Source organism: Armatimonadota bacterium (assembly GCA_013359125.1).
Classification (GTDB): Bacteria; Armatimonadota; Fimbriimonadia; order Fimbriimonadales; family GBS-DC; genus JABWCR01.
This window is the reverse complement of the sequence record JABWCR010000022.1, coordinates 22,372-41,359: the sequence shown is the minus strand read 5'-3', so window position 1 is coordinate 41,359 and position 18,988 is coordinate 22,372. Positions and strand designations below refer to the sequence as shown.

The 18,988-nt window shown below is 58.1% G+C and carries 20 protein-coding genes and 1 tRNA gene; 10 read left to right on the top strand and 11 right to left on the bottom strand.

Features of this window, described 5'->3' with window-relative positions:
- Positions 1–23: 23 nt before the first annotated feature.
- The 6 genes from HUU60_10370 to nadB all read left to right on the top strand — a co-directional run bounded on the left by HUU60_10370 (position 24) and on the right by nadB (position 6,414).
- Positions 24–752 carry a sugar phosphate isomerase/epimerase gene (locus tag HUU60_10370; protein NUL83113.1) on the top strand — a complete coding sequence of 243 codons (729 nt, stop codon included), beginning with the start codon at positions 24–26 and terminating at the stop codon, positions 750–752.
- A 16-nt stretch (positions 753–768) separates the two neighbouring features.
- Complete coding sequence (locus HUU60_10365) at positions 769–2,427, top strand: thioredoxin domain-containing protein (protein ID NUL83112.1); 1,659 nt, start codon at positions 769–771, stop codon at positions 2,425–2,427.
- Between the two features lie 21 nt (positions 2,428–2,448).
- Positions 2,449–2,524, top strand: a tRNA-Cys gene (locus HUU60_10360).
- A 561-nt stretch (positions 2,525–3,085) separates the two neighbouring features.
- Entirely contained in the window at positions 3,086–4,144 is a 1,059-nt protein-coding gene (locus HUU60_10355; GenBank protein ID NUL83111.1) for a sigma-70 family RNA polymerase sigma factor, read from the top strand.
- Positions 4,145–4,159: 15 nt separating this feature from the next.
- On the top strand, positions 4,160–4,810 hold the full coding sequence (locus HUU60_10350) for a redox-sensing transcriptional repressor Rex (GenBank protein ID NUL83110.1): 651 nt from the start codon (positions 4,160–4,162) through the stop codon (positions 4,808–4,810).
- Positions 4,807–6,414, top strand: a complete 1,608-nt coding sequence (gene nadB / locus HUU60_10345) for an L-aspartate oxidase (protein ID NUL83109.1) — start codon at positions 4,807–4,809, stop codon at positions 6,412–6,414. Before HUU60_10350 ends, nadB begins: the two co-directional genes overlap by 4 nt.
- Here nadB and HUU60_10340 read toward each other — a convergent pair.
- From HUU60_10340 to rmuC, 3 genes are read right to left on the bottom strand one after another with little or no spacing between them, the layout of a single operon-like run.
- Complete coding sequence (locus tag HUU60_10340; GenBank protein NUL83108.1) at positions 6,352–6,678, bottom strand: P-II family nitrogen regulator; 327 nt, start codon at positions 6,676–6,678, stop codon at positions 6,352–6,354. The two genes, nadB and HUU60_10340, sit on opposite strands and share 63 nt — an antisense overlap.
- Positions 6,679–6,680: 2 nt before the next feature.
- Positions 6,681–7,778: a rod shape-determining protein RodA gene (gene rodA, locus HUU60_10335; protein ID NUL83107.1), complete on the bottom strand. Its 1,098-nt coding sequence runs from the start codon at positions 7,776–7,778 to the stop codon at positions 6,681–6,683.
- A gap of 16 nt (positions 7,779–7,794) precedes the next feature.
- Positions 7,795–9,042, bottom strand: coding sequence for a DNA recombination protein RmuC (rmuC, locus tag HUU60_10330; GenBank protein ID NUL83106.1), 1,248 nt, complete (start codon positions 9,040–9,042; stop codon positions 7,795–7,797).
- A gap of 57 nt (positions 9,043–9,099) precedes the next feature.
- On the opposite strand from rmuC, the gene purS reads away from it, so the two are divergent.
- Both purS and purQ read left to right on the top strand, forming a co-directional pair.
- Positions 9,100–9,339, top strand: coding sequence for a phosphoribosylformylglycinamidine synthase subunit PurS (gene purS / locus HUU60_10325; GenBank protein NUL83105.1), 240 nt, complete (start codon positions 9,100–9,102; stop codon positions 9,337–9,339).
- Positions 9,336–10,034: a phosphoribosylformylglycinamidine synthase subunit PurQ gene (purQ, locus tag HUU60_10320; GenBank protein ID NUL83104.1), complete on the top strand. Its 699-nt coding sequence runs from the start codon at positions 9,336–9,338 to the stop codon at positions 10,032–10,034. The genes purS and purQ overlap by 4 nt, the downstream gene beginning before the upstream one ends.
- Here purQ and HUU60_10315 read toward each other — a convergent pair.
- The 8 genes from HUU60_10315 to HUU60_10280 are packed head-to-tail and all read right to left on the bottom strand — an operon-like array spanning position 10,028 to position 15,328.
- Complete coding sequence (locus HUU60_10315) at positions 10,028–10,876, bottom strand: NAD+ synthase (GenBank protein ID NUL83103.1); 849 nt, start codon at positions 10,874–10,876, stop codon at positions 10,028–10,030. The two genes, purQ and HUU60_10315, sit on opposite strands and share 7 nt — an antisense overlap.
- Positions 10,873–11,988 carry an FAD-dependent oxidoreductase gene (locus HUU60_10310; protein NUL83102.1) on the bottom strand — a complete coding sequence of 372 codons (1,116 nt, stop codon included), beginning with the start codon at positions 11,986–11,988 and terminating at the stop codon, positions 10,873–10,875. The genes HUU60_10315 and HUU60_10310 overlap by 4 nt, the downstream gene beginning before the upstream one ends.
- On the bottom strand, positions 11,985–12,188 hold the full coding sequence (gene thiS / locus HUU60_10305) for a sulfur carrier protein ThiS (protein NUL83101.1): 204 nt from the start codon (positions 12,186–12,188) through the stop codon (positions 11,985–11,987). Before thiS ends, HUU60_10310 begins: the two co-directional genes overlap by 4 nt.
- Positions 12,181–12,747: a thiamine phosphate synthase gene (locus HUU60_10300; protein ID NUL83100.1), complete on the bottom strand. Its 567-nt coding sequence runs from the start codon at positions 12,745–12,747 to the stop codon at positions 12,181–12,183. Before HUU60_10300 ends, thiS begins: the two co-directional genes overlap by 8 nt.
- A complete protein-coding gene (locus tag HUU60_10295; GenBank protein NUL83099.1) occupies positions 12,707–13,474 on the bottom strand; it encodes a thiazole synthase in 768 nt (255 codons plus the stop codon). The genes HUU60_10300 and HUU60_10295 overlap by 41 nt, the downstream gene beginning before the upstream one ends.
- Before the next feature lie 10 nt (positions 13,475–13,484).
- Positions 13,485–14,519, bottom strand: coding sequence for a galactose-1-phosphate uridylyltransferase (gene galT / locus HUU60_10290; GenBank protein NUL83098.1), 1,035 nt, complete (start codon positions 14,517–14,519; stop codon positions 13,485–13,487).
- Between the two features lie 57 nt (positions 14,520–14,576).
- Positions 14,577–14,909 (bottom strand): iron-sulfur cluster assembly accessory protein, encoded by a 333-nt coding sequence (locus HUU60_10285; protein NUL83097.1) that lies wholly within the window; start codon positions 14,907–14,909, stop codon positions 14,577–14,579.
- Positions 14,906–15,328 (bottom strand): thioredoxin family protein, encoded by a 423-nt coding sequence (locus HUU60_10280; protein NUL83096.1) that lies wholly within the window; start codon positions 15,326–15,328, stop codon positions 14,906–14,908. Before HUU60_10280 ends, HUU60_10285 begins: the two co-directional genes overlap by 4 nt.
- Positions 15,329–15,372: 44 nt before the next feature.
- Here HUU60_10280 and HUU60_10275 point away from each other — a divergent pair, with 44 nt between their 5' ends.
- Positions 15,373–16,569: a glycosyltransferase family 39 protein gene (locus HUU60_10275; protein ID NUL83095.1), complete on the top strand. Its 1,197-nt coding sequence runs from the start codon at positions 15,373–15,375 to the stop codon at positions 16,567–16,569.
- Positions 16,556–18,985 carry a hypothetical protein gene (locus tag HUU60_10270; protein ID NUL83094.1) on the top strand — a complete coding sequence of 810 codons (2,430 nt, stop codon included), beginning with the start codon at positions 16,556–16,558 and terminating at the stop codon, positions 18,983–18,985. Before HUU60_10275 ends, HUU60_10270 begins: the two co-directional genes overlap by 14 nt.
- The last annotated feature ends 3 nt before the right edge of the window (positions 18,986–18,988 follow it).

Genomic DNA, 18,988 nt, shown 5'->3' with positions numbered 1-18,988 from the left:
TCTGGCCACGGAGGCGATCAAACATGCAGTACGGACCTTTTAAGATGGGCATTCAGAGCTACAGCCTGCGGGGGCAGAAGCTTTCGGATGCATTGAGGACGACCCATCAGTTGGGGATTGGCTTTTGGGAGGCCTATCCGGAGCACATTCCAACGGAAAATCTGGTCAGGCGCATCTATGAGCATCGAAAAGCGCTGGCCGACAGCAAGGTTCGATTGCTCGGCTACGGCGTGGTTTCGTTTGGCGCCGACGAGAAGGCAGCTCTGCGGACGTTTCAGTTTGCCAAGTATATGGGAATCGAGACGATATCGGCGGATCCGGCTCCCGAGAGCTTTCGCTATCTGGCCAAGATGGCCAACGAATACAAGGTCAGGATCGCCATTCACAACCACGGCCCAGGCAGCCGTTATGATCGAATCGAGCATCTCGAGGCTGTGATGACCAAGGAACCGAAGATCATCGGCCTTTGCGTCGACACCGGCCACTTCTTGCGTTCTGGGGTCGATCCTTCGGCCGTTGTGCGGCGCTGGCCCGACCGCGTTTACGGCGCTCATCTTAAAGACGTCAAGGATAGGCGCGCTTGGACCGTGTTAGGCCAGGGCGATCTGGATACGGTCGGCTTCTTAAAGGCGCTTCGCTCCGCTCGATTCAACGGCGTTCTTGCATTGGAGTACGAGGAGAATCCGGACAATCCGGTGCCAGACATTCAGGCGTGTTTGGCGTACACTCGCGAGGCTGTTCGAAGGGTCTAAGCCATAATAAGTCGTTATGGAGCGGGAGCCGCGGTTTCGCGTTCTCAGCGCGGTCGCCTTTTTGATCCTCTGCATGGGTTGGCTGGGGCGGTATGCGCGCGTCATCGAGCGCGAGCAAAGCCCCAACCCGCTCGTTCATTCGGCTAGTTTCTACCTTCGAAGCTGTAGCAATCAGCCGATCGAGTGGAGAGAGTGGGGCGCCGAGGTCTTTGAAGAGGCGCAAAGGAGCGGCAAGCCGGTCTATGCCGAGTTAGGCGCTTCTTGGTCGGCCGGCGCCGCTTGGGCGAACGAGGACGTTTATCACGACGAGGGCATCGCCAACCTTCTTAACACCCAAGCCATACCGGTCAAAGTAGATTTCGATTCGAGCCCCAAAGTGGCTCGGCACTTGTTGAATCAGGCAGAGGTGTTGGGCGTGCGTCGGGGAATTCCGGTAGGATTGACGCTCGATCCAGAAGGCATCGCGATCTTTGCAATCGCGGTCGATTCGCGAACTAATTTGGGACGAGCGCTCGACCAGTTTTTCCGGCTCTATAAGAACCAGCCTCAAGCCACCCGTCAGCGGGCCGAGCAGATGAAGATGGCGCTGACGCGCATCCCCGATGCAGGACCCGTGAGCGAGGAGCTTCTCGATCGGCTCTCTTCCGACATCATGAATTCGCTCTCGCAAGCGACGCCAGGCGCTGCCAGGCCGCTCACGACGCTTCGTTTTGCCGTCGCGCGTGCCGGCGGCGACATTCGGAGCGTTCGCCTCATGGCGCTTCAGTTGCTTTGGGACCAAAGGAAGAGCGCTCGCTGGGACGATAGGGGGTTTGGCTTCTTTGTCGATCAGGGCGCCGGAAAAGGGCAGTTGCCCTTTAGAGCCAAGCGCGCAATAGACAATGCGCTCTATCTCGATGTCTACTGCGACCTTTACGATCTGACCAAGGATCCGGCGATTGCGAAAACTGCGCTGGACATCGTAGAATTTCTGCGCCGCGATCTGTGGGGCGAACGGCCTGCAGGATTTCGGAACGCGGCCTTGTTCCAGCCATCGATCTTGACCGGTTCTGCGTCTGGGCAGCGCGACTCGCGAATTAGTCAGATCGATACCACTCTCAAGGCCGACGCGCAGGGGGCAGCCATTGTAGCGCTTTGCCGTTTCGCGCGAGTCATGCCGGTTAGCGAGCAAACGGAGTGGGTGCGAGACGCCGCAGAACGCACCTTTAGAACCCTTCAATCGTTGCTGTCGGCTAATCAGTTTATCTATCACACCGCTCATCGGCAGACCCAAGACTGGGTGGCAGACGATGTTTGGGCCGTGTTAGCAGCGCTGGAGCTGAGCGCTCTAATCGGCGATCCGGAGATTAGAGCATGGGGTATTCGGCTTTTGGATAAGGCTATCGAACGGTGCTGCGCGCCGGGTTCGAACGGTGCATTTTACGACGTCTCGCATCTGCGGCAATATGGATCGGTCGTCGTTACGCCTCTTGCTTGGGGAACGGACGAGGGCCTTCCGAGCGACAACGCGGTGGTAGCCGATGTCTTGATCGCGGCGGCACGAATGACCGGCGAAAAGAAGTATCGAGATTGCGCTGAGAATCTGATTGCGGCCTTTGCCGGGAGCATGGCGGAAGCTCCCTTGACGACCGCCTCGCTTGCCGCTAGCCTGCAGAGGCTGATGGAACTGCCTTAAGGTATACTTCAGCTTCGGCGAGGCGCGGTACCCAAGTGGTTAAGGGGGGGGACTGCAAATCCCCTATTCAGCGGTTCGAATCCGCTCCGCGCCTCCAATCGCCGCCTTTACCCGCAAATTACCCGTTGGCAATTCCGAGATTTCTTGTTATACTATTTTTCGCTCCGGCAGGAATCCCCGCGCCTTGCGTTTAATATAACAGGTGCGCGCCGTTGCCGGACTGAGACGAATACTGGCCTTTCTGCGGGATGCCGTACGGAAACTTAGCGCCCGCATAAGGCGTATAGATATAGGAAACGGGGCTCAGGTCGGCTAAGACGGGAACGGGACAAGGACGCGCGTCACAATGTCCGGTCCGCAGGATGCGACCGGGAGGTGAAGCCAAATGCCGATCGTAGATGAAGAACTAAACGTGATGACAGGATCTGAGGGGAAGAATCGCAAGAGAAGCGCCATCGTTCGAAGCAACCCAGTCTCGGATACGCTTTACATAGAAGAACAGCCAGGTCTCACTGCCGAAGAGGTCGTCGATGAGGAGTTGGGCGCTCTGTTGCCCAAGGTCGATGACGATTTGGCCGCCGAAGAGGAAGAGACATACGGCTGGGGCGTCGAAGAAGAGACTACCTTCGAAGAGGACAACGTCGAGCTGGAGCTGTGGATGCTCCAGACTCGTCGTTCACACCTGCTGACCGCCAGCGAGGAACTTCGCTTGGCCAAGTTGGTGCAGGAAGGCGAAGCCTTGATTCGTTTGCGCGAAAAGCTTCGAAACGACCTTGAGCGCGATCCCAAGAAGAGCGAATGGGCCTCTGCCGCCAATATGACCGGCTTGGAGATGGATCTGCGCCTGAACGAAATCGACGAGGCCAAGAAGAAGCTGATCGAGTCGAATCTGCGCTTGGTGGTCAGTATCGCTAAGAAGTACAGCGCCAAGGGCATCCCGTTGGCCGACCTGATCCAGGAAGGCAATCTGGGCCTGATTCGCGCCGTCGAGAAGTTCGACCCTGAGAAGGGCTTCCGATTCAGCACTTATGCCACTTGGTGGATTCGGCGCGCCATTGCTCGCGCGATCATCAACCAGGGGCGCACGATCCGAATTCCGGTCTATGTGGCCGAGTTGATCAATAAGGTGGTCAAGACGGAGCAGCGGTTGCAGCAAGAGCTTCATCGCGAGCCTACCGACGAAGAGATTTCGAACGAGATCGCTCAGGAGCGCGTGCGGCAGGATTATCGGAACAAGCTTCAGCGCGAGGCGACCGAAGAGGAAGTGCGCGAGAAAATGGGCCAGGCGATGCGCCACATGCCGCCGGATCGCGTGCGCGAGATGCGCCGCGTCGCTATCGAGCCGCTTTCTCTGGAGACGCCCGTTGGCGAGAAGGACAACTCCTCTTTGGGGGACTTTATCCAGTCGACCAACATGCCGTCGCCCCAGGACGTTACCCACAGTCTGATTCAGCGCGAGCAGCTGGACATGATCTTGGACAAGCTGACTCAGAAGGAGAGCGTTGTCGTTCGTCTGCGCTTTGGTTTGGACGACGGACGGCAGCGCACTTTGGAAGAGGTCGGGGCCGAATTGAACGTAACGCGAGAACGGGTGCGGCAGATCGAGCTTCGCGCCATGCGCAAGCTGAACAATCTGGGCAAACAGATCGAGGACCTCCGGCGCAACCGCGGATTGGAGTTAGAGGATGCGCTGACCCATATTCAACCGGAGCCGTAAAGGCTGGACGCGGGGATGAGTTCGAAGCCCTCTGCCCCCGCGCCGACGCTGGAACGTTTGGCCACCTATCTGCAACTGCTGAGCGAACTGCAGGCGCAAGGCGTTGAGACAGTCTCTTCGGCCGACATTGAGCAGACTGCAGGCATCGGTGCGGCCCAGTTTCGAAAGGACGTCTCCTTCTTCGGCGGTTTTGGCAAACCCGGGGTCGGCTATGACGTGTCAGAACTCCTTAGCCAGATCGCGTCTATCCTGCGGATCGACCACGAGCAGACCTGTTTGCTGATCGGGGCTGGAAACCTGGGGGCCGCCTTGGCAGCTTATCCGGGCTTTTCCGCCTACAATTTTCATATTGCCGCAGTCTTTGACAACGATCCCAAGAAGATCGGAACTTCCTTCAATGGACTGATCGTGCGCGACATCTCGGAACTGTGCAAAGTCAACGATGCGATCGACGCAAAGATCGCGCTGCTCGCCGTACCGGCTCAGAACGCCCAGGATGTCGCCGATCTCCTCGTTGCGGCGGGGATCAAGGCGATCATGAACTTTGCGCCGGTCTACCTCAAGACTTCTCCGAAGGTGTATGTGCGAAACGCCTACTTTTTGCAGGAGTTGGCGGTACTCTCTTTTCGGTTGCATCAGGCCGAAGAGGAGCGATTTTCGCATTGAGCCAGGAAGCGATAAAGACCGACATTCTTGTCATTGGCAGCGGCATTGCGGGGCTAAGTTTTGCTTTGGGCGCCGCGCCATACGGACAAGTTACTATCATAACCAAGAAGGAAAGCTTTGAATCGAACACCAACTATGCGCAGGGCGGGATAGCGGTGGCGGTGGGAGAGGACGATGCGGTCGAGGATCACTATCGCGACACGCTTTCGGCGGGCGCCAGCCTTTGCGATCCGAAGGCGGTCGAGCTGTTGGTTCGACGCGGCCCCGAGATGGTGCAATGGCTATTGGACATCGGCTGCCAATTCGACCGCGCCCGCCCCGGACGAGACATCTACGGTTTAGACCTGACGCGAGAAGGGGGGCATGGCAGACATCGCATCGCTCATCGCGCCGATAAGACGGGCGCAGAAATTGAAAGAGCGCTGCTGACAGCCATTCGAGATCATCCAGAAATCACGCTGCACGAACGGTGTTGCGCCACCAGCCTAGTAATAAGGGACGGGCAGTGCTGGGGCGCAAGCATTTTAAGGGATGGCAAGACGACCGCGATTCATGCGCGGTGCACGCTGATCGCAACGGGCGGTTGCGGCGAGGTTTATCTGCATACCACCAATCCGGCCATCGCCACGGGCGACGGCATCTCTATCGCCGCGGTGCAAGGCGCGGTCGTTTCGAATATGGAGTTCATTCAGTTTCACCCCACCAGTCTCTACGGTTCGCACAATCGCTCCTTCTTGATTTCGGAGGCTGTGCGAGGCGAAGGGGCTCTGCTGATCCGAAAGGACGGCTATCGGTTCATGCCCGACTACGACATTCGAGCGGAACTGGCGCCTAGAGACATCGTCGCACGGGCGATCGACGCCGAGCTTCACAAAACAGGCGACGAGTTTGTGCTTTTGGATATGGCGCGCTTGGGGAAGGAGCGCATCGAGAGGCGGTTTCCGACCATCACCGAGGCATGCCGACGACAGGGCATCGACCCCGTCGAGCGGCCTATTCCCGTTGTGCCGGCGGCGCACTATTCGTGCGGAGGAATCGAGACCGACCTGTACGCCCGCACGTCGATCCCGAACCTGTTTGCCTGTGGAGAGGCGGCCTGCACCGGCGTGCACGGCGCCAATCGATTGGCCAGCAACTCGCTCTTGGAGGCATTGGTCTTTGCTCGGCAGGCCAGCGAGCACATTGCAGGGATCGAACTGCCGCAATTGCCCAACTTAGGCTCTGAGGCAATCTCTGTTTCCGATGTTCCGTCCGGAGAAATTCGCTCAGAAATTCGAGCTTTGATGCAGCGCTGCGCGGGCATCGTGCGATCCAATGCTTGGCTGACTGAAGCTCATGCGCGGTTAGAGGAGATTGCTCGAACGCTCGACTCGCCCGCACGTTCTGCCGATCCCGATGGATTCGAGGTCAGAAGTCTTGTTACCGTCGCCTCTCTGATAGTGGCCGGGGCGATTTGGCGCAAAGAGAGCCGCGGCTTGCACTACACGATCGACTATCCGGCGCCGAACGACGACTATCGCCGACCGACGCGGTTGGCGCTCTCAAGTAACGGCGATCTCGCCTTCCTCCCCGGTCCGGACTCGTATCGCGCTCTCGATCGGTAGCACAAAGATTTTGCCGTCGTCTGCCTGGCCTGTACGAGCGTTGCGCAGGATCATCTCGATCGTCTCTTCTACTCGGTCGTCCGGGACGACCAGTTCCAGCCTCGTTCGCACCGGCATTCGGATCACCCAATCCGGGTCGTCTGCTCGGGGCGATCCGCATCCGCGAGCGTCGCAGACGGTCATACCCATTGCGCCCAAATCGACCAAGGCAGTCTTGATTTCTTCTAACTTGTGGGGTCTCACGTAGCAGACTATCGCCTTCATGTTCAGAATCTCAACCCGCTGCCGCGGCCGCTCAATCCCAATAGCAGGCCAACTCCCAACATCGAGGCCAGCATCATGCTACCGCCGGAACTGAGGAACGGCAACGGGATGCCAACAACCGGAAACAGTCCCATGGTCATACCGATATTCGAGACAATATGGAACGCGAACATCGCTAACAGCCCTGCGGCCATGAAGCTATAGATCGGTTCGCTGGCGGCGATCATGATCCTCCAGATTCGAAAGAGAAAGAAACCAAAGAGCGCTAAGAGCGCCGTGCCGCCCAGAAAGCCGAGCTCCTCGCCGATCACGCTGAAGATGAAATCGGTGTGCTGTTCGGGGATATATCTCAGCTTCTTTTGAGCGCCTTGCAGATAGCCGAGTCCGGTCAGCTGACCGCTCCCGATGGCGTACTTCGATTGGATCAGGTGGTAGCCTGTCTGGCGCGCGTCGGCCTCGGGGTTGATGAAGGAGATCACGCGGCTCTTTTGATAATCCTTCAGTACGTCGAAGTGCCACATGCCGATAAATGCCAAGGCTCCTGCCGCGACTGTGGCTAGGATGTGTTTTGCTCGTGCTTGTGCTACAAATACCATGGCCAGCCAGATGGCGCCTAACACCAGCGACGTGCCCAAGTCGGGCTGTTTGAAGACCAGCGCCATCGGGATGGCCAGATGGACGAGCGACAGCAGAAATCCGCGCAGAGTCTTGATTTCTTCTCCCATTCGGCTGAGCGCCGTCGCCAGCGTGATGACCAGAAAGACCTTCGCCAATTCGGAAGGTTGAATCTGGTAGCCTCCAGGCAGAGCCAGCCACCGTTGCGCGCCTTTGATCCGCTCGGCGGTCAGCATTACTAGGATTAAGAGCAGTAAATTGAGAGCGTAGATCCAGACCCATCGGCGCGACCAGACTTTGGGGTCGATCATCGCCAATCCGACGGCAAGCGGTGTTGAGAGGACGAGCCACATGGCCTGCCGTTTGAAAGCCGCATCGCGCCAGCCGACTGTTGCGCTGTAGAGCGTTGCTAAACCGACGAGTACGAGCAATAGGACCGAAAGCGCGAGGGGCCAATCGATCCGTCGCGGTCGCTGAGAGCGCATTTGGCCTTAAGGTTACCTAAGGTTCGATCTCGCGGGCTTGGGTGTCGATGGGCGGTATGTCTGGAAGATCCGTCTTGCTGGCGACGCCGAGCTCTTTGAGTTTTCTCGCCGATACCAGTGCGCGCGTCTGATAGGAACCGACCAGTGTGTTGTAGCTTTCGGCCGCTCCGTTCAGTTTCTTGCCGACATCGTGTAGATGGTTGGCCATAGTGCGCAGACGATCGTACAGCTCCTTGCCCGCGTTGCTGATCTCTCGGACGTTCTCTTCCAAGAGTCGCTGGCTCCAACCATAGGCCACGGCCTTCAGAAGCCCGATCAAAGACGGCGGCGTGGCGATCAGGACCTTCTTTTCGGCTCCAAACTCGATTAGACTGGGATCTTGCTCCAGGGCAGCGTTGTAGTAAACCTCGCCCGGCAGGAAGAGCACGACGAACTCTGGCGTTTGCCCGATCGCATCCCAGTACTCCTTCTTGCTTAACGACGCTACGTGACTGCGAACCTGTTGGGCATGCTGTTTGATCAGCCTGGCGCGTTCCTCTTCATCTTTAGCCTCGAACGCCTCCATGAAGGAGCTGAGCGGCGTCTTGGCATCGACAGCGACTACTCGGCCGTTGGGCATCTTTACGATCATGTCCGGTCTCAGCCTGCGATCCGTGCCGTCGAAGGTCGATTGCTCTTCAAAGTCGCAATAGTTGGTCATGCCGGCCAGCTCGACCGTGCGACGCAACTGCACTTCGCCCCAATTTCCGCGCGAAGTCGGGCTCTTTAATGCGCCCGAAAGCCGCCGCGCCTCGTCCATCATCGCCTTGACCTGCTCTTGCAACGCGGAGTAGGCGCCTTCGCGCTTGGTCTCCAAGTCGTGAAGATGCTGTTGCACCTTGCCGACCGATTCGTTGATCGGTTTAACCAGACTATCGACCGCCTGCTTGCGCTGCTCCAACTCGCCGATCGACTTTTCTTGATGCACGTTGAACCGTTGTTCGGCCAAGTCGAGGAAGGATTTGGTCGCCGCTTCCAGAGTGTCTGCCGAAAGCGCTTTGAACGCCTCGCGCATTCGCATCTCGCTCTCTTCGCTCGCCTTAAGACGTTCATCGACCTTTGCGATTTCGATTCTAAGCGCTTCCAAATCGTTGCGAGCCTTTTCCAACTCGGCTTTGGTCTCGTCGAACGGACGAATGCGCTCCTGAGCGATGCGCCAGACAAAGAAGGCGATCAAACCGCCGATCGCGATCCCGAATAAAGCTCCGATCAGATATTCTGTCATCTCAATATCATTTCCGCGATCTGGGTTTGAATCCTGCCCACCAGGTAGAATCTCGACATGCCCAAGGCCCGTGTTTACGTTACCCTTAAGCCCACGCTTTTAGACGCTCAAGGACGCACGCTCGAGCAAGCGCTCAAGAGTCTTGGATTTGAGAACGTCGCCTCCGCTCGCGTCGGCAAATATTTAGAGATCGAGTTGGCGCCCAACGGCGATCTGCACGAAGAGACCGACGCTATGTGCCGCAAATTGCTGGCCAACCCGGTCATCGAGAACTACCGGTTCGAGATCGAACCATGAAGGCTGCGGTCGTCGTCTTTCCCGGCTCCAACTGCGATGCCGACGCCCTGATTTGCCTGCGCGACCGAATGGGCTGGGATGCGGATTATGTGTGGCACGGCGAGACGGAGTTGGGCAGTGTCGATTTGGTCGTGCTGCCGGGCGGTTTTTCGTATGGCGACCATTTGCGATGCGGCGCCATCGCTCGGTTTGCCGCGATTATGCCCGCCGTGGAGCGGTTTGCCGAGCAGGGCGGTCTGGTCGTCGGCATTTGCAACGGTTTTCAAGTGCTTTGCGAGGCGGGACTTTTGCCCGGCGCGCTTACCCAGAACAGCGGTCTCAAGTTCATCAGCGATACCGTAACGTTGCGCGTGGAAAGTTGCCGTTCGCCATTTACTCAGGGCATCGAATCCGGCCGACTCTTGAGGATTCCGATCGCCCATGGCGACGGACGCTATGTGTGCGACGCAGAGACCCTCGAAAGGCTGGAATCAAACGGCCAGATCGCATTTCGTTACGCGAACGCGCTTGGAGAGCTTGACGATGCGAGCAATCCGAACGGATCGATGAGCGCGATCGCAGGCATCGTTAACGAGCGGGGAAACATATTGGGCATGATGCCGCATCCCGAACGAGCCAGCAGCGATTTGCTGGGATCGTCGGACGGTTTGGCCATCTTTCGGTCGGTCGAAAGCGCGCTTGTGGGCACTCAATAGTCGACCGGGCGCAAGTAGTACTCTCCGATCGCGGTCGTCGAGAGCATGGCAGTGGCGGGCAGACGGCGCTTCCAATGTGTGGCGTCCACCTTGCTTTTAACCAGTTCCACTTCGGCGCTGTCAAAGCCCAGTTCGACCAGCCTTGCGGGCTTATAGCCCAACAGCAGCCAATGCAGGATGCGGTCCGCCTTGATGTACGAAATGCCAAAGTCCCCCTCGTCCGTTTGGCCCTGAATCAAGTCTGCGGTCGCCGGTTTCTCCACGATCTCGCTCGGCACGCCCAGATGTCGCGCCAATGCCCAAACTTGGGTCTTAAAGAGGTCGCCCAGAGGGTTCACCGGGGGCGAATCGTCCGCGTGCCAAGTGAAGTAGCCGAACAGCCGCTCGCTTTTGTTGCCCGTACCGATGGGCAGCGCGCTCAACTTGGCAGACTGATCAAAGAGCGCGATCATTCTCGCTCGCGCGCAGACATTGCCAATGCGAGCGGGCGATGCGTCCGGCTCGTGTTCCAAATAGCCGTCTACCATGGCGGTCATCTCCAGCGTCCGCTCCTGGATGCCCAGCGCATCGACGACCAGTTGCGCATGGCTCAAGCTCTCCGGGCTGCTGATCTTGTAGGGCATCCTGAGCGCAACCACGTTTTCGGGACCAAAGGCTTGGGCGCAAAGATAGGCTGTCAGTGCAGAATCGACCCCGCCGCTGAGGCCCAAAACGGCCTTCTTGAAGCCTCTACGGCGAGTAACCTCTTCGCGCAGAAACCGAGTCAGCCAGACGGCTACCGAATCGTTGCAGAGCCTAAGCGCCGCATCGGGATCGAATACCGGCTGACGGATGACCTTCATGCATCCTTCACCAGGCGTGAAGGATGGAGATGCTCGATAGGCAGAGTTGTTCGGCCTTCCGTGATCAGATCGGCGATTGCAATTCCTGTTACAGGCGCTAGCATGATGCCGTGGCGATAGTGGCCGGCCGCCAGGTAAACGTTGTCGTAGCCGGGCAGTCGTCCTATCAGCGGCAAACCGTCCGGCGATCCAGGACGGAGGCCGACTGTAAAACCGGTAACCGTGGCGTTGCCCAGCGCCGGATAGGTTGCGGCCAAACTGCCCAGCAGTTGCGCGAAGCCGTCTGCAGTGGCGCGGAGATCGAAGCCTGCGTCCTCGACAGTCGCGCCCAGGGTGATCGTGCCGTTGCGCTTTGGCGCGACGTAATTGAGTACCGATCCCAAGATATGTCGCAATGGCTTGGGCGCGTCGGCCAAGATGAGGAGCTGCCCTCGCACCGGTTTGATGCCGATCTGTACGCCTAAGTTCTTCAGCAACGGCTCTGCCCATGCGCCCGCAGCCAACACGACCGCGCTCGCCTGAACGCTCCCGCCCGCGCTTGTAACTTTGGTTACTGTCGATCCTTTTGTCTCAAAGCCCACAACGGGCCGGCCCCGATAGAGCTCTGCGCCGTGCAAGATAGCCGCCGCGCGCAACGCGCGCACCAGGTGCAGTCCCGACACATTCCCTTCGCCCGGCACGAGGATTGCTCCGCGGCAGTTTGGCCCGATCAGCGGTTCGATCTTGCGCGCCTCGTCGGGCGACAACGGCTCGACGCCGGGCTCTAGCGTCTTGAGCCGTTTTGCTTCTTCTCGAAAGGTCTTGGCCTCGGAGTCGGTCAGCGCGATTCGGATCGAGCCGGTTTTCAACCACTCGATATCGATCTGAACGTCTTTGAGCAACCGCGCCGACCACTCGTCATAGAGTCTCATCCCGATCAGGCCCAGTTCGGCCAATTCGGGCTCGAACATGCTCAGTGGATTGATCAGACCTGCCGAAGCCGCCGACGTTGCGCCGCCGTCCGAAAGGCTTTCTAGCACGACCGTTGGCCGTCCTCGTCTCGCAAGTTCGTAAGCCGTGGCGCTACCGACCGCACCTGCGCCGATCACAACAATCGGGTCTTGCGCGCTCATCCGCCTGCCGTCATCGTAACGATTTCGAGGTTATCGCCCTGGTGCAAGAGCGTCTCGGCGTACTTCTCTCTGGGTAAGATTTCGAAGTTGTGCTCCACCACGACGATCTTCGGGTTGATGCCTCTTGATTCCAAAAGGCTCGCGACCGTTGCGCCTTCATCTATTCGCGCGGGCTTTCCGTTTATGGTCAGTTCAATCATTGATCGCTTCTCTCAATTCTATCGCAGCGAGTTCTGGGTCTGCCGACCCTGCAATCGCGCCGATCACGGCGACGCCAGACGCGCCTGCCTCAATGCAGATTTTGGCATTACCGGCGTTGATGCCTCCGATCGCCACTACCGGTATCCTAACGGCCTGGCAAACTGCATTCAGGGCGTCTAAACCGGCCGCCTCGCGTTCGGGATGGCTTTCTGTACTGAAAACCGACCCGAACAGCAAATAGGATGCTCCCAGTCCCTGCGCATTGACAGCCGCATCGACGCTGTGAACCGATACGCCAAAGGCGCTGCCTATTTCCTTCATCTCGCTCTCTGGAAAGTGGCTGACGCCGTCCACAATCGTCAATGCGCCCGGAGCGTGGATGATAGCGTCCCATTGGCCTCTAAATCTTACTACGTTGACTCCGCCTCGAACGGCGGCAGGAATGGTCTTCTGCCAGACGGCTCGCTGGTAGCGGCTTAGATCGGCGACCAGCATCAGCGGCCGCCGCGGCCAAAAATCAGCGAACTGCGCCTTCGAGAGGGCTTGAGGCTGAGGCATAGGGCAGTTTTGGAATGCGGCCGGCTTCGAACGCTAATCGTCCGGCCTCGACGCCCAATCGAAAAGCCTCCGCCATTCGAACAGGGTCTTGGGCTTTGGCGATCGCGGTATTGACCAGCACGGCGTCGCAACCGGTTTCCATCGACATCGCCGCTTCGGACGGCACGCCCAGCCCAGCGTCCACCACGACGGGCACGGAGGCGTTTTCGACGATGATTCGAATCTGCTCCAGGCTGACTGAAAAGCCTTGTCCGGTGCCAATGCTGGCAGCCAACGGCATCACCGTCGCGCAACCGATCTGCTCTAGACGCCGGGCTAACTCGGGGTCGGCATTGATGTAGGGCAGAACGGTAAAGCCCTCGTCGACAAGGATTTTGCAAGCTTCGTAAGTACCGATCGGATCGGGCAAGAGATACTTCGGGTCGGGGATCACCTCGACCTTGATCCAGTCGCTCAGCCCCATCGCGCGGGCCAATCGCGCCGTGCGCACGGCTTCTTCTGCCGTTTTGCACCCCGCTGTGTTCGGCAGAATCTGATAGCGGCTCCAATCGAGATCGTCCAAGATGGAACGCTTGGGGGCGTCCAAATCGATGCGTCGAAGGGCAACGGTTACAATTTCTGCTCCCGAGGCCTCGATAGAGCGCGCCATGACGGCGGCGTCAGGGTATTTGCCGGTGCCGACCATCAGCCGCGACTGAAACGACTTTCCGGCGATCGTCAGGCTCATTCCATCGGGATTATACCTTTTCGGTCTGGAGCGGACGGACGGCCTCCCTAAGCGCCTGAGCCGCCGATTCGGGCGATGCGACGTTGATCCAAACGCCGGTGCCCATCTCGAATCCTGCAGCGACTGTCAGCCTTGGCATCATCACCAATCGCCAATGAAAGGCGATCTCGCGCGAGCGGTTTACAGGCGCTGTCATGATCATGTAGTTATAGGGCGGATCGCCGAACGCATGATCGTATCTGCGGCAAAGCTCCTGCAGTATCTGGGCAAATTCGTCTAACGACTCCTGCGATTCCATCATGAAGTCGGCATGGCATGCTTTGGGCGCAATGCAGGTTTCGTAGGGCGATTGGGAGGCGAAAGGCGCATAGGCGAGGTATCGTTCGTTCTCTAAGATGATCCGCTCGTTGTCTCTCTGCTCCTGTTCGATCAGATCGCACAGAGCGCAACGCCCGCGAAGGCGCTGATGCTCTGCGAAGGCATCGACCAGCGATGCGGTTTCTGGCACGATAATGGGCAGGGCCGCCAATTGGGTGTGCGGATGTTCGAGAGAGGCGCCCGCAGGCTTGCCGTGATTGCGAAAAACGATCAGGCTCTTGTGCCTTGGATTGGTCATCAGTTGCAGGCATCGGTCGCGATAGGCCCAGATTGATTCTCGAAACTGGTTGGCCGGCATGTTGGCAGGATTTTCGTCATGGCGAGGCGTTTCGATAATGACCTCGTGCGCGCCTACGGCGTTCATGCGGTCGCAGACTCCTGCCGCTTCGGGCGTCAGTTCGCCTTCGGGCGCCAGCGCAGGAAACTTGTTCGGTACGACGCGCACCCACCAGCCGGTTCCATTGGAGGCGCTGTCCTCGCGCCGATAAGCCATCACCTCGGGCGGGGTCATCGCTTCGTTGCCCGGGCAAAACGGGCAGTTGGGCACAAAATCGGGAATAGCGATGCCGACATCGTCGGCTTTTTTTAGGTCGTGCGGCCTCTTGCTCCGCTCTGTCGCAATGATCGTCCACCGCCGAGTGAGCGGATCGCGTCGCATCTCTGGCATGGTCTTCCCCCTCTCCGCCTACGCGCCAAAGGGCTCATGCCACGGATTGGCCAAACTCTAACCCAGCGAAAATGAGGTTCCGCAGCCGCAACCCCGCTTGGCGTTGGGGTTGTTCCACTTGAACGAGCTTCCCAACAGATCGCCCGTGTAGTCCAGCTCGCAGCCTTCCAATACCTTTAGGCTCTTGGGGTCGATCACGAGCTCGAAGCCATCCAACCGATAAACAGCGTCAGAGTCTCGAACTTGGCCTTCGGCTTTCATGACGTATTCAAGCCCCGAACAGCCGCCCGCCCGCACTCCAACGCGCAAACGAGTTGCGCCCTGATCGGCCAGAATCTTCTTGATTCTTTGAATGGCCGCTTGGCTGATTTTAATGGGCAGTTCGTTCATGATCCAGCGACGGAGAGAATCTTCTCGGCAAGCTCGGTCGGACTGGGCGGGCCGACCAATCGATGGATGATGTTGCCCTTTGGGTCGATAATCAGGGTCGTTGGAATCGACTGCACGCCAAAATCATCGGCCAACTTGCCCTGCTGGTCCACATCGACTTTGACCCATAGCGCTCGGTCGGCTACGGCGCGAACCTCCTGGCTTGGAAGGACGTTTTTGTCCATCTCCTTGCACGGCGGGCACCAGTCGGCATAAAACTTAACCACTAAAGGCTTCTTTTGATCCATCGCTTTGACCAAAGTTGCTTCGTAATCGTCTTGAAAATCGGGGCTCCAGCCAGCACGGCCAAACAGGGCGTGCCAGAACACAAAGCCCGCTACGGCTACGCACACCACGACGAATATCTGGTTCGTCTTCATATATAGATTCTACCATTCTTGCCTGTCAGGTATAACCGGTCGCGATGCGACGCTGGCTGGCGCCTGGTTTGATCGGGTTGACCCAAGTTGCCCTTTGCGCCCTCTACATTTGGAGCACGCCGCTCGGTAACAACGGCTATGCCAACACGCCGGACGAGGGCGCGCACCTTCAGTATGTGAAGCACATCGCAGAACATTGGCGACCGGCAGTTTTTGAGGGCTACGAGGGCGCGGGGTATGAATCGCATCAACCGCCTATGTATTATTTCACATCTGCAATCTTATACAGAATTGTCGGTGAAGGCTCCGTTCGATGGCTTGGAGTTCTGTGCGGGTTGTTGACGGCTCTGGTCGTTTGGAGATGGGCGTCGACCTTGCGAAAGGAGGTTGGATGGTTCGCCGGGATGTTTGTTGCGGCGCTGCCCATGAACGTTGCGATCTGTTCGTCGGTCAATAACGACGCGATGACGAACCTGTGGTTTGCACTGGCGCTTTGGCAACTGACGCGACCGTCGTGGCTGTTGGGACTATGGATCGGGCTGGCGCTGCTGACCAAGACGACCGGCGTTTTGCTTGTTCCGCTCGTTGTTCTTTGGCTGTTGTGGAAGCGGTTGGATCAGAAGGTCGAGTGGCCTAAGTTGAAGCCCGCAGCTCTGGCTCTGCTGCTGGGGATTGCGATCGGTGCAGGCTGGTACGTTCGAAACGCGGTGGTGTATAACGATCCGCTCTTGCAGAAAACGTTTGTTCAGGCGTTTCAGGGCACTGCAAAACCGTCCGATTTCTATGAAGCGGGCATGACGCCGACAGGCTATCTGCAGTTGGTGGCCGATTGGACGTTTCGCAGCTTCTTCTTTGCGTACGGCGCGCCCGAGACAGCGAACACAGGGCGACCGCTTTTCTTGCCCGATGCCTTCTACTTGCTTGCGTTGGCTGTGATGGTGGCGGCCGTCGCGGGATTGTTCTTGCGCCGTCGGCAAGGCTCGCCAAAGGAGGAGATGGAACTTGCGATGCCCGCAGGCGTGCTCTTCATGCTGGCTCTGTTTGCGTTTCTGGCCTTCATAACGGTCTTCTTTCAGGCGCAAGGTCGATACTTCTTTCCGGCGCTGGGCGCAATCGGGCTATTCCTGGCTCTGGGATTAGAGCGGCTTGCACCCCAAAAACAACGCGCATGGGCGCTTCATGTATTTGCGCTCGTCTGGCCGTTCATGTCGCTATACGCTTGGTTCTATGCGCTTCAATAACGTTTACAACTCGGTCTGGCCGAACGAGGGTCGTTCTCGCAGGCTCACGAACGGTTGGACGCTGGCTATTGGCGATCAGAACCTGCAGGTTAGCGTTCCATTTGTATGGGAAGACTTGGGCGTCGACAAGCGCATCGAAGGCCCTGCGAAACTGGACCTGACATTCGACGCCAGGCCGATGCCAGGCCGACGCTATTGGTTAAAGTTTGACGGCGCAAACTACTACTTATCGACATGTTTGAACGGTGTCGAGCTCGGGTCGCACGAAGGCATTTGGGACGACTTTGCGTTTGAGATTACCGACGCGATCAAAGAGCACAATGTGCTTGAAGTTGAGGTTATCAAGAACGGCGGGCCGACCTATCCCGTTCCTGATGTCCTGAGCGGTTTTCTGCCCTATGTCTCTACGACCTTTGGCGGCCTTTGGAGAGACGTTTGGCTGATCGAAACCGGTCAGGCAGTTATCAAGGACCTATTTATCCGAAAGAACCGGAAAGTGGAGGCGCAAGGAGACTTTGACGAACTGATCGTCGAGACGAGCGAGCCAACCGAGTGGCCCAACATGCGGTCGATCGAAGTCAAGGCGCTGAAGAACGGAGAGGTCGGACATATCGCGACCTATCCGCTCGCCGTTTCGGATGCCAAGCCCAAGGGCGCGCGCTTGTCATTGAACGGCAAGGAGTTCATTTTCCGCGGCATCTTGCATTGGGGATGGACGGCCAAAAGCGCGGGGCCAGAACGCGATCCAAAGGCATTCGAGAACAAGCTGCTGGCCATAAAGGCGAGCGGTTACAACGGGGTTAAGTTCTGCCTTTGGGCACCGCCGAACGAACTTTTTGATGTATGCGATCGGCTCGGGATGTTGGTCTGGATGGAGCTTCCGCTCTGGCAGATACGCATTGCAGACGAAGAGAGGGTCCTACAGGAGTGCGCTCGCATCGTTCGGCGGTTGCGTCGGCATCCCAGCATCGTGCTGTGGACGCTCGGCTGCGAGATGCGAGATATGCCAAAGGGCTTTCTCAAACGTCTTTACCGGCTGGTGCGGCAGATGACCGGCAGCCGCCTGATCGCATCTAACAGCGGCGGGGCAGAGGCGTATCATGGGCGATTGGACGAACCGGCGGACTTTTACGACTATCACCTGTATGGCGACCTTCACCATCAGCCGCAGCTATTTTCGTCGTTTGGCATCGGATTGCGCAAGCCCAAGCCCTGGCTTCAAGGCGAGTTCAACGATTGCGAAGTCTACCGCTCAATCGGAGACGCTTGGTGGAGTTCCAAAGACGAAGCGGTCAATCCAGTCGGCATTCGCTGGCTGCACAATGCGCCCTATCAAAACGAGAGAATCGAGGCGGTTGGGCTGTCCGGATTAGAAGAACAAATGAGGCAAAGTTCTGAGCGCCAATCCCGATTCATGTACCAAACGGCCATCCAGCGGATACGCTCGTTGCCTCAGTTGGCGGGATATGTAACGACCTCGATAGAAGACACTCCCATCGCGGCGAACGGATTTCTCGATGACGAGGGCCGACCCAGACTTGCCAGCGCCTGCAACCAGGAACTGGCCCTGTTATTAGATACCGAACGGGCGCGAGAGTGGATTGCGGGCGGCGACCGGCCGATCGAGGTGAACCCTCACACGGCCTTTGCGAGTTCTCAGCGCCTGATCGCGATCGGCGCGTCCAACGGCGGAGCGGATTTGTTGCGCGGGGAGCTTACGGTAGAAGTCATCGGTGCGGAAGACGGCAATGCGAGGAAGGTCAAGAAAGTATCCATCAAACCCGGCGTCAGCCATCTGACCGAGATGGTCGTTGCCTGGCCGAACAAAGAGGGAGTGGCGCAGGTGCTGGCCTCGTTTCAGTCCAACGATCTATCGGTGAGCGATCAATGGCTCGTCTCCATATTCGAGCGCGATCTGCCCAGCGACTTTGCTCTGTATGATCCCGAAAGCGCCCTCGGTTTCCTTGCGCACAATGCGGAGAACTCTAGGACGTTGGTCGCGACCCGATGGGACGAGCGTATCGTCCGTCATCTGAAGGAAGGCGGCAGCGCGCTTTACGTTCAGTCGGGCGCTACCGGTCTGCCTGCCGATCATCTTCCGTTCTGGCGCGAGTGCTTTCGACTGACTCCCGAGGGCGTTTCAGAATCGGTCGCTATCGACGATTCCAACCAAGGCGCATATCTCGATGTTTCGACCGACCGTGCCTTCATTCCCGATCGGTGCGCTCAGAAGCTAGAAACCAAGCTCAGCCCGATCCTCATGCGCGTAGATGCTCGAACCTATGCGCTCCACTATTATGTCTTTGAGGCTAATGTTGGAAAGGGATGCCTCATCGCAACAACCCTCGCGCTTGGCAATACGCCGTTTGGCCGTAGCCTTCTTCGCAAGTTCGTCGCAAGAATCGCCTTGAGATAGGGA

Excerpts from the sequence above, each read along its gene's own strand:
- HUU60_10370 (NUL83113.1), top strand. The coding sequence starts at position 24 with ATGCAGTACGGACCTTTTAAGATGGGCATTCAGAGCTACAGCCTGCGG.
- HUU60_10365 (NUL83112.1), top strand. The coding sequence starts at position 769 with ATGGAGCGGGAGCCGCGGTTTCGCGTTCTCAGCGCGGTCGCCTTTTTG.
- HUU60_10355 (NUL83111.1), top strand. The coding sequence starts at position 3,086 with ATGCTCCAGACTCGTCGTTCACACCTGCTGACCGCCAGCGAGGAACTT.
- HUU60_10350 (NUL83110.1), top strand. The coding sequence starts at position 4,160 with ATGAGTTCGAAGCCCTCTGCCCCCGCGCCGACGCTGGAACGTTTGGCC.
- HUU60_10340 (NUL83108.1), bottom strand. The coding sequence starts at position 6,678 with ATGAAGGCGATAGTCTGCTACGTGAGACCCCACAAGTTAGAAGAAATC.
- rodA (NUL83107.1), bottom strand. The coding sequence starts at position 7,778 with ATGCGCTCTCAGCGACCGCGACGGATCGATTGGCCCCTCGCGCTTTCG.
- rmuC (NUL83106.1), bottom strand. The coding sequence starts at position 9,042 with ATGACAGAATATCTGATCGGAGCTTTATTCGGGATCGCGATCGGCGGT.
- purS (NUL83105.1), top strand. The coding sequence starts at position 9,100 with ATGCCCAAGGCCCGTGTTTACGTTACCCTTAAGCCCACGCTTTTAGAC.
- purQ (NUL83104.1), top strand. The coding sequence starts at position 9,336 with ATGAAGGCTGCGGTCGTCGTCTTTCCCGGCTCCAACTGCGATGCCGAC.
- HUU60_10315 (NUL83103.1), bottom strand. The coding sequence starts at position 10,876 with ATGAAGGTCATCCGTCAGCCGGTATTCGATCCCGATGCGGCGCTTAGG.
- HUU60_10310 (NUL83102.1), bottom strand. The coding sequence starts at position 11,988 with ATGAGCGCGCAAGACCCGATTGTTGTGATCGGCGCAGGTGCGGTCGGT.
- thiS (NUL83101.1), bottom strand. The coding sequence starts at position 12,188 with ATGATTGAACTGACCATAAACGGAAAGCCCGCGCGAATAGATGAAGGC.
- HUU60_10300 (NUL83100.1), bottom strand. The coding sequence starts at position 12,747 with ATGCCTCAGCCTCAAGCCCTCTCGAAGGCGCAGTTCGCTGATTTTTGG.
- HUU60_10295 (NUL83099.1), bottom strand. The coding sequence starts at position 13,474 with ATGAGCCTGACGATCGCCGGAAAGTCGTTTCAGTCGCGGCTGATGGTC.
- galT (NUL83098.1), bottom strand. The coding sequence starts at position 14,519 with ATGCCAGAGATGCGACGCGATCCGCTCACTCGGCGGTGGACGATCATT.
- HUU60_10285 (NUL83097.1), bottom strand. The coding sequence starts at position 14,909 with ATGAACGAACTGCCCATTAAAATCAGCCAAGCGGCCATTCAAAGAATC.
- HUU60_10280 (NUL83096.1), bottom strand. The coding sequence starts at position 15,328 with ATGAAGACGAACCAGATATTCGTCGTGGTGTGCGTAGCCGTAGCGGGC.
- HUU60_10275 (NUL83095.1), top strand. The coding sequence starts at position 15,373 with ATGCGACGCTGGCTGGCGCCTGGTTTGATCGGGTTGACCCAAGTTGCC.
- HUU60_10270 (NUL83094.1), top strand. The coding sequence starts at position 16,556 with ATGCGCTTCAATAACGTTTACAACTCGGTCTGGCCGAACGAGGGTCGT.